The organism is Zobellella denitrificans, assembly GCF_002407485.1.
GTDB classification, from domain to species: Bacteria; Pseudomonadota; Gammaproteobacteria; order Enterobacterales; family Aeromonadaceae; genus Oceanimonas; species Oceanimonas denitrificans.
The window spans coordinates 3,223,198-3,235,479 of the sequence record NZ_CP012621.1; the positions used below are offsets into that span (position 1 = coordinate 3,223,198).

Consider the following 12,282-nt stretch of genomic DNA (forward strand, 5'->3'; position numbering starts at 1 on the left):
ACTTAGCCGTTCACAACCTTGGCCACGGCACGCTCGAAGCGGGCCAGGCCTTCGGCCACTTCTTCCTTGGTGATCACCAGGGAAGGGGCGAAACGCACCACGTTGGCACCGGCGATCAGCACCATCAGCTGCTCTTCCATGGCCGCCAGCAGGAAGTCGCGGGCCCGGCCCTGGAACTGCTCGTTCATCACGCAGCCGAGCAGCAGGCCCTTGCCGCGCACTTCCTTGAAGCAGCCGTACTTGGCGTTGATGGCGTCCAGCCCTTCCCGGTACCAGGCTTCGCGCTCCTTCACGCCCTTCAGCACCGATTCGGTGTTGACGGTGTCGAAGGCCGCCTCGGCCACCGCACAGGCCAGGGGGTTGCCGCCGTAGGTGGAGCCGTGGGTGCCCACCTTGAAGGCCGCGGCGATCTTGGTGGTGGTGAGCATGGCGCCGATGGGGAAACCGCCGCCCAGGGCCTTGGCGCTGGTGAGGATATCGGGGGTCACGCCCAGATCCATGTAGGCATAGAGGGCGCCGGTACGGCCCACGCCGGTTTGTACCTCGTCGAACACCAGCAGGGCGTTGTGCTGGTCGCACAGCTCGCGCACCGCCTGCACGAAGGCCGGCTCCGGGCTGATGATGCCGCCCTCGCCCTGCAGCGGCTCCATCACCACGGCACAGGTGCGATCGGAGATCAGCGCCTTGAGCGCGGCCAGATCGTTGTAGGGCACGTGGTCGATGTCGGCCGGCTTGGGACCGAAACCGTCGGAATAGACGGCCTGGCCACCCACCGACACGGTGAAGAAGGTACGACCGTGGAAGCCCTGGGTAAAGGCGATGATCTGGGTCTTTTCCGGGCCGAAGTTGTCGATGGCGTAACGACGGGCCAGCTTGAGGGCCGCCTCGTTGGCCTCGGCGCCGGAGTTGCAGAAGTACACCTTCTCGGCGAAGGTGGCGTCCACCAGTTTCTTGGCCAGGCGCAGCGCCGGCTCGTTGGTCAACACGTTGCTCAGGTGCCAGAGCTTCTCGCCCTGTTCCTTGAGCGCGGACACCAGCGCCGGGTGGCAGTGGCCGAGACAGTTGACCGCAATACCGCCGGCGAAGTCGATGTATTCCCGACCCTGCTGGTCCCACAGCCGGGCACCCTGGCCGCGCACCGGGATCACCTGGGCGGGGGCGTAGTTGGGTACCATAACCTGGTCGAACAATTCGCGGGTGACTGCCATATCAGACATGCTTATCTCCTCCAGATACCGCAGCTTGCTCTGCGATAAAAGTTAAATCCATGTAAACACGCGAGCATTATTGCAAAACAATGGTGACTTGTCTCTACAACCACCGAAAATATTAGTCATTTATTCGGATAAAAGAAAAAATATAGTCATTTATATTGCATAAGCTCGCATCAAAACCGCCGGTCCGGGCCCCGGCCCAGCGCCCCGGCTGCATAAAAGGGCAACCAAAAAAATTTTTGACGCGGCCGGCCCGACAGGCGGAAACCGCATTATTCCCGCTCCGGGCGTGGCTGACGAACGAAAAACACTGATAGCCCCGATAAGGAAAACTAATAGTCGGGGCCGGCAACAGGATTTCTAATGGGCCGCGGACGGCGCCAGGGAAGGACTCAGATAAGTTCGAGGAAGTTCTGCAGCAGGAGGTGGCCGCCCTGGGTGAGGATGCTCTCGGGATGGAACTGCACGCTGTAAAGCGGCAGGCGGCGATGCTGCATGGCCATGATCTCGTCCACCCGCCCCTCGCCGGTTTCGGTCCAGGCGGTGAGTTCAAAGCCATCGGGCAGGCTCTCGGGCTCCACCACCAGGGAATGGTAACGGGTGACGGTGAGCGGATCCGGCAGCCCCTTGAACAGGCCCCGGCCGGTATGGCGGATGGGGGAAGTCTTGCCGTGCATCACCCGGCGGGCGCGCACCACCCGCCCGCCGAAGGCCTGGGCGATGGCCTGGTGCCCCAGGCAGACGCCCAGGATGGGGATGACGCCGGCAAACCGGGTGATGGCCGCCAGCGACACCCCCGCCTCGTTGGGCGTGCAGGGCCCGGGCGAGATCACCAGCCCCCGCGGCGCCAGCGCGGCGATCTCGTCCAGGGCGATCTCGTCGTTGCGGCGCACCACCACCTCCTGCCCCAGCTCACCGAAGTACTGCACCAGGTTCCAGGTAAAGGAGTCGTAGTTGTCGATCATCAACAGCATATTTAGCTTATCTATTTGATTTAAGAGAATAAAAACAGCCATTCATCGCTTTACCGGCCGCAATTCCAGTTGACACCAAAACCCGGGACCGCAACGGCATGCACGAGAAAGCCGTATTCTCGCATCTATCCACCCGGTGTCCAACCTCACCCGCTGCTGCTTTAACCAAATGCTCCTGAAGCACCATACAGTTTGAAACCGGGACGGCGCCATCCCCGCACCGCCGTGGTGCTGCGGTAACCGCCGTTGTAGGGCTGCACCGCCGTTGTAGCCGCCGCTTTAGCTGGCGGGGAAAACCCCCACCCTTTGCCGATTTACGCCGCACCAACGGGCGCCTGCCGGCACCATGCTGTTCAAAAAACAACCAACCAATCGTTTTGCACAGCCTTTCTGCCTGCTTGCAATTGCCCCATTCTCATCCAGTGTCCAGAATAATTTCTGTATGGAAACCGTGGTGGCAGGGATGATGGCCTGAAACATCAGGGCGGTAGCCTGGCCGTACCGCCGCAATCTGAGCTTTTGAGAGTTCAGCTTTCGAAAACACTTACACCTAAAACAAGCAGTTATCGAGAAGGCTTGTTTCATTCTTTAAAGAAGATCGAAATTTTTATAAAAATCCAATAAAATCAAAATATTACCGTCAATTTCTTAATCTAAATAAATGCAGGTTATCAAGTTAGGTCAATATAAAATTGTTAGATCAAAAGGAGATCACGATGGCAGAAAACGTTATTGGCAACGTCGAGCAACAGCGAATGTACGCTTCTGTGAAGGACATTGCAGATCTCGATGCACCTATCTATCGCATCTTTCCGTTGTGGTTCTTTGAAGAATGTCTCCGCATAAAGCACATTACCTTGATTCGCCCCCATACGTGGGAGGATCCCCTTGAGGTTGTTGGAGATGCGATTGCAGTTAATGGATGGGCTGACAAGCAAGTGGTCATAAACCAAGATCTGCCACCTGTATTTGCCCAGTGCTGGTCTGCTACCGCCGAAAGCGATACTCTTCTGCGAGCCTACTCGCGCGTGGATAAGGACACACATTTTCGGCGGAATACGAGCCCTCGGTATGAAGGTGTCCAAGTTCGCACCACAACACGAAAGCTAATTCGTGCGTTGATGGAAAAAGCAAAAGGCTCGCCGCACGGAAAGTGTTACATCGGAACAGTTCGATACATACCTCACAATGAGATACTTCAGGGTATCGCTAATACTATCCGCTCTCATGGAATAGACGCTTTTCGCGAGCCGGATGTCCGCGCAGACCTCCTTTTTCTGAAGCGGCAGGCATTTCAGCATGAGGCAGAAGTGCGGTTGCTTTATTTTTGCAACGAGTCATGTGCTGACAATCTGTTTCGCGTACCGATCGATCCAAACGAGCTATTTGATGAGATCACATTCGATCCGCGGCTAGAGCTATTTGAGCAGCGGGAACGCGAGGCCGTTGCACGGAGTCTTGGCTATAAAGGTCCGATCCGTGAATCAGACTTGTATCAACGTATTATTCTGCAGGTATCGCTGGACAGAGACAGCAACTGAGACTCAAAAAAACCCAAAAGGCGGTTCAAATCGACAACCCCGCCTTCGGCTGGTCCGCGTCTTAACCTAAGCGTTAGGTGCTCTGCCGCACATCCAGACACACGCATCAATCGAGGGGGAAAAGTTATATGGAAGGGGACGATGACGCGTCAATTACAATTGAACTAGTGCACCAAAAAATCGGTAGAAACCTGCTTCTGTTTCAAAAGTTAGAGTACACACTGAAGATGATGGTCGCTATGTCGGAGATTTCAGGGTATGCCACTAACTTGGAAGAAAATATAGATCTCCGGACAGCTTGGGCAATGAAAAAGACACTCGGCCAGATAGTTGGCGAGCATGTCGAGAGCTTCAATTCTGTCGACGAGCATGGGCCAGAGCCATCGCCAATGAGAAAAGAGCCACACCTATCCATGAGGATCACTACGCAATGCGAAGATGATTTTCTGGAAAAGAGAAAATCTGTTCTTGCTGGCCTCGTCAAGGAGCGAAACGACTTGGTTCATCATTTACTGGCGACCTATAAACTTAACGATGAAAAAAGCCGTCGGCAATTAGTTGCGATGTTGGATAATCAACATCAGCGGTTGAAGGAGGAGGTCGATTTTTCGTACAACATTGGGAAAAGACAATTTGAAACTCGCCAAGCGCTGGCAGCGTGGTTGCAATCAGAAGAAGGCAGAGAATTTATGGTGAGCGAGTTGAGGAAGGCAAGGAAGCTTAATCGACGCACCTAATCGAGTAGCCGAGGCTTTCTAACCCTCAGCCACACCACTCCCAGCATGCAGCCCGCACAGGGCGTTTCACTTGGCATGGTGAAGGCTGCTCCCTCCATCACGCAATGCATATAAGCCCCGGGCTTTCAGGCAGGCGTTGTTCCGCTGTCTGTCTTCTCGGTGTCTTTAAGCTGCCCCGCCTTTGACTGTGATGCCACCACCCGCCACGGCCGGCCTTAGCCGCCGAACCGGGCCAGCTGCATTTCCCGCAGCCGGCTCAGGGTGCGGCGGAAAGGAAAGGCCAGGGCGCCGCCCTGGTAAAGCTCCTCCGGCGGCACTTCGGCCTCCAGCCAGAGTGGTATGCCCCTGTCGTAGCATTCGTCCACCAGGGCGATAAAGCGGCGCGCGCCGTCGTCCTGGCGGGACAGGGGCGGCAGTTGGCGCTCGCCGGCGGCGACCTGGGTCGCGCCGTCCTCGGTGCCGCGGGCAATGGCGCCTTGCCGCCGGCCGCCGCTCAGGCGGGGCACCCCGCCCAGCAGGATATGGCGGAAGCGGTCGCACAGCTCGATAAAGTCCGGCGCCGCCAGCGGCTGTTCGCACAGGTCCGCATAGCGGCACCAGAGCACGGCCTCGCTCCGCCCCTGCACCGCTATCTGCCGGTGGCCCAGCGGCAAGGAGTCGCGGCCGCCGCCCGCCGGCGCCAGCTCGGCGAACAGGGTCGCCAGGGCCTGGGGGTCGTTCACCCAGTAGCGTTGCCTGGGCGCCCCCGGGTGCAGCCGGTGATCCTCGCCGCCGTCCACCGCCACCACCCGCATCCGCTCTGCCATGGCCGCCACCGCCGGCAGGAAGCGATCCCGGTTGAAGCCCTCGGCGTAGAGCCCTTCGGGCGGCTGGTTGGAGGTGGTCACCAGCACCAGCCCTTCGGCGAACAGCTGTTGCAGCAGGCGGCCGAGCAGCATGGCGTCGCCGATGTCGCTCACGAACAGCTCGTCCAGGCACAGCACCCTCACCTCGGCGGCCAGCTCCGCCGCCAGTTGCGCCAGCGGATCCTCGGTGCCGGTCAGCTGGAACAGCCGCCGGTGCACCCAGCGCATAAAGTGATGAAAGTGCAGGCGCCGGGCCGGCACCGACAGGCCGCGATGGAACAGGTCCATCAGCCAGGTCTTGCCCCGCCCCACCGGCCCCCACAGGTAAACGCCGCCGATATCCCGCTCGCCGGCATGCAGCCGGCGCTGGCACTGCTCCAGCCATTCGGCGGCCCGGCGCTGGGCGGCATCGTCCTTAAAGCCCGCGTCCAGGGCGGCGAGGTAGGCGGCGTAGGGGGAAAGGGTCATAACGGGGCCGGGATCTGCGAAACGGAAGGGCATTAAGCCACAGCGCCCGCCGCCGGACAAGGCCGGCCCCTAGCGCCGGGCCGCGTGGCGCATGATCTCCGCCGGTATCCGCTCGAGCGACACCACCCGCTCCACCGCCCCCAGGGCGATGGCCTCCCTGGGCATGCCGAACACCACGCAGGAGGCCTCGTCCTGGGCCAGGGTCTCGGCCCCGGCCTGGGCCATCTCCTTCAGTCCCCGGGCGCCATCGTCGCCCATGCCGGTCATGATGATGCCGGTGGCGTTTTTACCGGCAAACTTGGCCACCGAGCGGAACAGCACGTCCACCGAGGGCTTGTGCCGGTTCACCGGCGGTCCGTCCAGCACCTCCACCTGGTAGTAGGCGCCGCTGCGCCTGAGCTGCATGTGCCGGCCGCCGGGGGCGATCAGCGCCAGCCCCGGCAGCACCCGGTCCTGGTGGCGGGCTTCCCGCACCTCCAGCCGGCACAGCTGGTTCAGACGGGCGGCGAACGAGGCGGTGAACTTCTCCGGCATGTGCTGCACTATCACCAGCCCCGGGCACACCCGGGGCAGCGCCGTCAGCACCCGCTCCAGAGCCTGGGTGCCGCCGGTGGAGGTGCCGATGGCCACGATGCGCTCCGTGGTCTGCACCATGGCCTGGCTGCCCGGCGGCTCCGCCATGGCATCCGCCCCCAGCCTGGGCGGCACCGGCAAGGGGGCGCGCGCCGTCAGCCGGCCGACCCTGGCCTGGGCCGCGGCGCGCACCGCCCCGACCAGGGCGGCGGACGAGTCCTGCAGAAACTGCTTCAGCCCCACCCTGGGCTTGGTGATGATCTCCACGGCGCCGGCCGCCAGGGCCTGCAGCGTGGTTTCGGCCCCCTGCTCGGTCAGGGACGAGCAGATCACCACCGGGGTGGGCCGCTCGGCCATGATCTTCTTCAGGAAGGTGATGCCGTCCATGCGCGGCATCTCCACATCCAGCACTATCACGTCGGGCCAGTCCCGCGCCATCTTGTCCAGGGCGAAGAGCGGATCCGAGGCCGTGCCCAGCACCTGCATGTCCGGCTCCCGCTCCAGCAGCGCCACCAGCACCTGGCGCATCACCGCCGAGTCGTCTACCAGCAATACCTTGATTTTTTGCATCTTATCCTTGTTCCTCCGCTCCCTTCAGGGGACTGTGGCTCACCCAGACCGCCCCGCTCCACACCTCGAACACCACCCTGCGGTGGCCGCTCTGGCCCAGGCTCTGGGCCACCAGCCGCAGGCGGTGCTCGCGTACCAGCCGGAGGGCCGCCGCCACGTTCTGCCGGGCCACGTCGAGGCGGGCGGGTACCGGCGCGCCGAACATGTTGCCTCCACCGAACAGCTTGCACTGATACTCCTCCAGCCCGGTGCCGTGCTGCCGGGCCGCCGCCCGGAACAGGGCCATGGCGTCCTCGCCGTAACGGCCATCGAGCCGGCTCCCGCCCCGGCCCCCCGCCGGCAGCAGGTAGTGGCACATGCCCCCAATCCGCCGGCGGGGGTGCCACAACACCATGGCGACGCAGGAGCCGAGCAGGGTGCGGATGCGGGTGGCCGGGCCGCCGAAATGGAACTGGCCGGGCTGCAGTAACACCTCCTCGACCTCGCCCGCTGTCATGGCTTGCGGTAGATGGACGGCTGCACCAGCCGGAGCGCCTCGGACACCCCGTTCAGGCTCTCCGAATGGCTGACGATAAAATACCCGCCCGGTTTCAGCCGGGGCAGGATCCGCTCCACCACCTGGCGCTTGGTGTCGAGATCGAAGTAGATCATCACGTTGCGCAGGAAGATAACATCGAAATCGCCGATCTCGGGCAGGCGCTGGTTGAGGTTGATCTGCATAAAGCGGATCCGCTGCCGCAGCCGCCGCTCGACCAGGAAGCTGCCCTCCTGCTCCCCCACCCCTTTCAGGCAGTATTTGTGCAGCAGGCGGGTGTCGATGTGTTCCGCCCGGCTCAGGGGATACTGGCCGCGTCCGGCCTGCGCCAGCACCCGGCTGCTGATGTCGGAGGCGACGAGCTCCCAGGGCCCGGCCCCCAGCGCCTCGGCCAGGGTCATGGCCAGGCTGTAGGGCTCTTCCCCGGACGAGCAGGCCGCGCTCCACAGCCGGACCGGGCGGCCCCTGCCGAGCGCGGGCAGCACCTGCTGCCGCAGAAAGTCGAAGTGCCGGGGCTCCCGGAAGAAATAGGTTTCGTTGGTGGTCAGCAGATCCAGCGCCGTCTGCAGCTCGCCCCCGCCCCGCTCCGCCATGATCAGGCGGAAGTAGTCGCCGTAGCTGCCCAGGCCGTGGTGGCGCAGCCGCTTGCCCAGCCGCCCCGCCACCAGCGCCTTCTTGCCCGGGGACAGGTTGATCCCGGCGCTGCGGTACAGCCAGCGCCGGAACAGCTGGAACTCCTCATCCTGCAACGACGGTATCTGCATGGGTCAAGCTCCCTCGGCCCGGAAATCCGGGTTCAAACGAAACCGGGCTCCGCCCTGTCATCGAAGGCGCCCGCCCTTCGCCCGGCCGCGACCGGCGTACCGGTGGCGGCGGCCAGGGTGAAGAAGCCCATCGCCTGCTGCAGCTGCTCCGCCTGGCTGCTCATCTCCTCCGCCGTCGCCGCCAGCTCCTCGCTGCTGGCCGCATTCTGCTGGGTCACCTGGCTCAACTGGCCCATGGCGGTGTTGATCTGCGCCGCCCCCGAGGCCTGCTCGCTCGAGGCCGCGCTGATCTCCTGCACCAGATCCGAGGTCTTGCCGATGGCCGGCACCATCTCCTCCAGCAGCCGCCCCGCCTTCTCCGCCAGGGCCACGCTGCCGTCGGACAGCTCACCGATCTCCCGGGCCGCCACCTGGCTGCGCTCCGCCAGCTTGCGCACCTCGGTCGCCACCACCGCGAAGCCCTTGCCGTGCTCCCCGGCCCGCGCCGCCTCGATGGCCGCGTTCAGCGCCAGCAGGTTGGTCTGGTAGGCGATGTCGTCGATAATGCCGATGCGCTGGGCTATCTGCTGCATCGCCGCCACCGTCTGCTGCACCGCCTCGCCGCCCTCGGCCGCTTCCCGCGCCGCCTTGCTGGCCATGCCGTCGGTCACCCGGGCGTTGTCGGTGTTCTGGTTGATGCTGGCACTCATCTGCTCGATGGAGGCGCCGGTCTCTTCCACCCCCGCCGCCTGTTCGCTGGCCGCCTGGCTCATGGACTGGGCGGTGGCGCTCACCTCCTCGGCGGCGCTGGCCAGGTTGTCGGCGGCGCCGCGCACCTCGCCGATGATCCGGGTCAGCCGGTCCTGCATCCGGCCCATGGCCGCCAGCAGCAGGCCCACCTCGTCCCGGGAGCGGATCCGGATGGGCTGGCTCAGATCCCCCTCCGCCAGCCGCTCGGCCGCCTGCACCGCCACCGCCAGGGAGCCGGCCAGGCGGCGGTACACGAACCAGAGCACCAGCCCCAGCACCAGCAAGGTACCGGCCATGCTGCCCAGCACCCAGGAAAAGGCCTTGTCCTTGTCGGCCAGGGCCGTCGCCACCAGGGTGGCGGTGCGGTTTTCCATCAGCACGAAGAAGTCGTCGATGGAGCGCTGGATATTGGCCTTTTCCCGGTGGTAGGCCGCATCGTGCAGCATCCGCCGGGCCTGCTCGGGGCTCACCGCCCCGAGGGCGCCGCCGGCATAATCCTTCACCGCCTGCATGGCCACCGCCTCCGTCTCCACCAGGGCGGCGGACTTGGCGTTGGCGTCGGCCAGCAGGTCGAATTCCTGCTCGGTGAAGCCGGCCCGGCGCATCAGCTCGGCGAGCGGCACCGCCGGGGTGTCCGGCCGGGGCTTGGCGTCTCCCGCCGCCACAAAGTCCCAGTAAATCCGGTGGTAGGCCTCCGGCCTGGGTTGTTCGCCGTTGCGGATGGCCACCACCTGCCAGTACTGCTGTTCGAAGCGGCTGTCGCCGGTGACCACATAGGTCCGGGCCAGGCGGGTCAGATCGTCCGAACTTTGCCGCAGCTCATCGGCCAGCAGGTAGGACTGGTATTGCCGATCCTTGGCCTCGGCCACCTGTTCCACCGCCGCCTGATAGCGGTTGACCGCCGCCAGGGTCAGCAGCAGCATGCCGAGCGAGGCGAGGGTCAGGCCCATGAACAGGGTTTTTATCCGTAATTGAAACATAGGGTTTCCTTGTGTTCCCGCCGTTATTGTTATTGGTTGGGGTGTTGGCAGTGCCGAGCCATGTGGGGTGATGATTACTGGGCGAATTCTCCCTCCCTGACCGGGGCCCGGCCGTCGCCGGCCTGGGACAGCTGCGCCATCTCCTCCACCGACAGCACCCGCTCAACGCTGAGCACTATCACGAAGCGGCCGTCCACCTTGGCCATGCCGCCGATAAAATCCGCCCGGATGCCGCCCCCGAAGCTCGGGGCCGGCTCGATGTCGGCCGCCGCTATGCTGAGCACCGCCGACACCGCGTCCACCAGCACGCCGATGTCCTGCACGCCCTCCTCGCCATGGACTTCGAGAATGACGATGCAGCTGCGCTTGTTGACCGGGGTGGACGGCCGGCCGAAGCGCACCGCCAGATCCACCACCGGCACCACGGCCCCCCTCAGGTTGATGACGCCGCGCACGAAGGCGGGCATCATGGGCACCGTGGTCAGGTTGCCATACTCGATGATCTCCTTGATGCCGAGGATGTCCATGGCGAACATCTCGCCTCCCAACACGAAGGTCAGGTACTGGGCCTCGCCGTCGACCTTGGGCTCTGTCGCCACTAATGCATTCATTGCTTTTCCTCCTGCACCAGGGCCCGCCCCGGGCCCTGCCACTGTATTCCCCGATGCCGGGCGCCGGGGCGCCCGGCCCGTGCCTAGAAGCGGGTGAAGCCGGGCTCCAGTTCGCCCTCGCCCAGATCCGGCTCCGGCTGGGGCGGCCTGGCCGCTTTCCCCTTGCCGGCCGCCGCCCGGCTCTCCCGTTTGACGGCGGCCCCGGCGACCAAGGTGAAGAAGCTCATCGCCTGCTGCAGCTGCTCCGCCTGGCTGCTCATCTCCTCCGCCGTCGCCGCCAGCTCTTCGCTGCTGGAGGCGCTCTGCTGGGTCACCTGGCTCAGCTGGCTCATGGCGGTGTTGATCTGCGCCGCCCCCGTGGCCTGCTCGCTCGAGGCCGCGCTGATCTCCTGCACCAGATCCGAGGTCTTGTCGATGGCCGGCACCATCTCCTCCAGCAGCCGCCCCGCCTTCTCCGCCAGGGCCACGCTGCTGTCGGACAGCTCGCCGATCTCCTGGGCCGCCACCTGGCTGCGTTCCGCCAGCTTGCGCACCTCGGTCGCCACCACCGCGAAGCCCTTGCCGTGCTCCCCGGCCCGCGCCGCCTCGATGGCCGCGTTCAGCGCCAGCAGGTTGGTCTGGTAGGCGATGTCGTCGATGATGCCGATGCGCTGGGCTATCTGCTTCATCGCCGCCACCGTCTGCTGCACCGCCTCGCCGCCCTCGGCCGCTTCCCGCGCCGCCTTGCTGGCCATGCCGTCGGTGACCCGGGCGTTGTCGGTGTTCTGGTTGATGCTGGCGCTCATCTGCTCGACGGAGGCGCTGGTCTGCTCCACTCCCGCCGCCTGCTCGCTGGCCCCCTGGCTCATGGACTGGGCGGTGGCGCTCACCTCCTCGGAGGCGCTGGCCAGGTTGTCGGCGGCGGTGCGCACCTCGCCGATGATCTGGGACAGTTTATCCACCATGTCCTTCATGGCGGCCAGCAGGCTGGTGCTGTCGCCCCGGCGCAGGACGATATCCACCGACAGATCCCCCTGGGCGATCCGGCCGGCGACGGCGGCGGCATAATCCGGCTCGCCGCCCAGCTGGCGCAGCAGGTTACGGGTGATCAGCCCGCCGGCCAGCAGCGCGGCCAGCAGGGCCACGCCCGCGGACAGCAGCATCAGCAGCCGGGCCTGCTCGTAGGTCTGGTGGGCTTCGAGGCCGGAGGCCTCGAGCAGATCGCCCTGGTACTCGATCAGGGCCACCACGCTCTCCTGGTAGGCGCGAAGCACGGGGCGCAGTTCGTTCTGCAGGTAGCGCTGGGCGGCGTCCGGATTGTCCTGGACGATCAGGCCCAGCAGGCGATCCTGGCCGGCGATATAGTGCTGCCGCTGTTCGCTGATCTGGCGCAGCAGCGCCGTTCCCTGCTCCGAGTGGATACGCTGCTGCAGCCACTCGAGTTCGGCGGCGATCTCCCGCCGGAGATCCTGGATCAGCGCCTGCTGCTGTTGCCGATCCCGCGAGTCCTGGGTCAGCATCATATTGCGCAGGGCAATGGCGATGGCGTTGGCCTTGTCGATCACGTCGTTGGCCCGCTTGGTCTTGGGCCAGAGATCCTCGACGATCATCTGCTGGGCCTGGTTGAGCTGCTGCATCCGGCTGATGCCGACCAGGGACACCAACAGCAGCATGGCGATCACCAGGCCGAAGCCCAGGGCCAGCTTGGTGGCGACTCTCATTCCTTTAAACATGGTGCTCTCCTTAAGATGGATACTGACGG

General features: G+C 64.3%; 10 protein-coding genes and 2 pseudogenes. 2 read left to right on the top strand and 10 right to left on the bottom strand.

From position 1 onward, the window contains the following. Nucleotides 1-2 precede the first annotated feature (2 nt). Together AN401_RS15245 and AN401_RS15250 are read right to left on the bottom strand one after the other, a co-directional pair. On the bottom strand, nucleotides 3-1,217 hold the full coding sequence (locus tag AN401_RS15245; protein ID WP_094041410.1) for an aspartate aminotransferase family protein: 1,215 nt from the start codon (nucleotides 1,215-1,217) through the stop codon (nucleotides 3-5). A gap of 389 nt (nucleotides 1,218-1,606) precedes the next feature. After that, complete coding sequence (locus tag AN401_RS15250) at nucleotides 1,607-2,188, bottom strand: anthranilate synthase component II (protein WP_096779822.1); 582 nt, start codon at nucleotides 2,186-2,188, stop codon at nucleotides 1,607-1,609. A gap of 716 nt (nucleotides 2,189-2,904) precedes the next feature. Between AN401_RS15250 and AN401_RS15255 the strand changes: the two genes are divergently transcribed. Both AN401_RS15255 and AN401_RS15260 read left to right on the top strand, forming a co-directional pair. Continuing rightward, complete coding sequence (locus AN401_RS15255) at nucleotides 2,905-3,729, top strand: hypothetical protein (protein ID WP_096779823.1); 825 nt, start codon at nucleotides 2,905-2,907, stop codon at nucleotides 3,727-3,729. Between the two features lie 128 nt (nucleotides 3,730-3,857). Beyond that, entirely contained in the window at nucleotides 3,858-4,466 is a 609-nt protein-coding gene (locus AN401_RS15260) for a hypothetical protein (RefSeq protein ID WP_096779824.1), read from the top strand. Nucleotides 4,467-4,681: 215 nt separating this feature from the next. On the opposite strand, the gene zapE is transcribed toward AN401_RS15260, so the two are convergent. From zapE to AN401_RS20410, 8 genes and pseudogenes are all read right to left on the bottom strand, one after another. After that, nucleotides 4,682-5,779: a cell division protein ZapE gene (gene zapE, locus AN401_RS15265; protein WP_096779825.1), complete on the bottom strand. Its 1,098-nt coding sequence runs from the start codon at nucleotides 5,777-5,779 to the stop codon at nucleotides 4,682-4,684. A 69-nt stretch (nucleotides 5,780-5,848) separates the two neighbouring features. Continuing rightward, nucleotides 5,849-6,922 carry a protein-glutamate methylesterase/protein-glutamine glutaminase gene (locus tag AN401_RS15270; protein ID WP_096779826.1) on the bottom strand — a complete coding sequence of 358 codons (1,074 nt, stop codon included), beginning with the start codon at nucleotides 6,920-6,922 and terminating at the stop codon, nucleotides 5,849-5,851. 1 nt (nucleotide 6,923) lies between these two features. Next, nucleotides 6,924-7,394, bottom strand: coding sequence for a chemotaxis protein CheD (locus AN401_RS15275; RefSeq protein WP_198401743.1), 471 nt, complete (start codon nucleotides 7,392-7,394; stop codon nucleotides 6,924-6,926). Between the two features lie 20 nt (nucleotides 7,395-7,414). Beyond that, nucleotides 7,415-8,221: a CheR family methyltransferase gene (locus tag AN401_RS15280; protein ID WP_096779828.1), complete on the bottom strand. Its 807-nt coding sequence runs from the start codon at nucleotides 8,219-8,221 to the stop codon at nucleotides 7,415-7,417. 32 nt (nucleotides 8,222-8,253) lie between these two features. Beyond that, entirely contained in the window at nucleotides 8,254-9,930 is a 1,677-nt protein-coding gene (locus AN401_RS20370) for a methyl-accepting chemotaxis protein (RefSeq protein WP_198401744.1), read from the bottom strand. A gap of 74 nt (nucleotides 9,931-10,004) precedes the next feature. Next, the gene (locus tag AN401_RS15290) at nucleotides 10,005-10,541 is read right to left on the bottom strand and encodes a chemotaxis protein CheW (RefSeq protein ID WP_096779829.1); all 537 of its coding nucleotides are present in this window, start codon (nucleotides 10,539-10,541) and stop codon (nucleotides 10,005-10,007) included. 83 nt (nucleotides 10,542-10,624) lie between these two features. After that, nucleotides 10,625-11,464: pseudogene (locus AN401_RS20405) on the bottom strand (methyl-accepting chemotaxis protein); the annotation flags it as partial. Between the two features lie 255 nt (nucleotides 11,465-11,719). After that, nucleotides 11,720-12,253, bottom strand: a pseudogene (locus AN401_RS20410) (MCP four helix bundle domain-containing protein); the annotation flags it as partial. Nucleotides 12,254-12,282 lie beyond the last annotated feature (29 nt).

Coding starts and splice junctions, on each gene's coding strand:
- AN401_RS15245 (WP_094041410.1), bottom strand. CDS start 1,217: ATGTCTGATATGGCAGTCACCCGCGAATTGTTCGACCAGGTTATGGTA.
- AN401_RS15250 (WP_096779822.1), bottom strand. CDS start 2,188: ATGCTGTTGATGATCGACAACTACGACTCCTTTACCTGGAACCTGGTG.
- AN401_RS15255 (WP_096779823.1), top strand. CDS start 2,905: ATGGCAGAAAACGTTATTGGCAACGTCGAGCAACAGCGAATGTACGCT.
- AN401_RS15260 (WP_096779824.1), top strand. CDS start 3,858: ATGGAAGGGGACGATGACGCGTCAATTACAATTGAACTAGTGCACCAA.
- zapE (WP_096779825.1), bottom strand. CDS start 5,779: ATGACCCTTTCCCCCTACGCCGCCTACCTCGCCGCCCTGGACGCGGGC.
- AN401_RS15270 (WP_096779826.1), bottom strand. CDS start 6,922: ATGCAAAAAATCAAGGTATTGCTGGTAGACGACTCGGCGGTGATGCGC.
- AN401_RS15280 (WP_096779828.1), bottom strand. CDS start 8,221: ATGCAGATACCGTCGTTGCAGGATGAGGAGTTCCAGCTGTTCCGGCGC.
- AN401_RS20370 (WP_198401744.1), bottom strand. CDS start 9,930: ATGTTTCAATTACGGATAAAAACCCTGTTCATGGGCCTGACCCTCGCC.
- AN401_RS15290 (WP_096779829.1), bottom strand. CDS start 10,541: ATGAATGCATTAGTGGCGACAGAGCCCAAGGTCGACGGCGAGGCCCAG.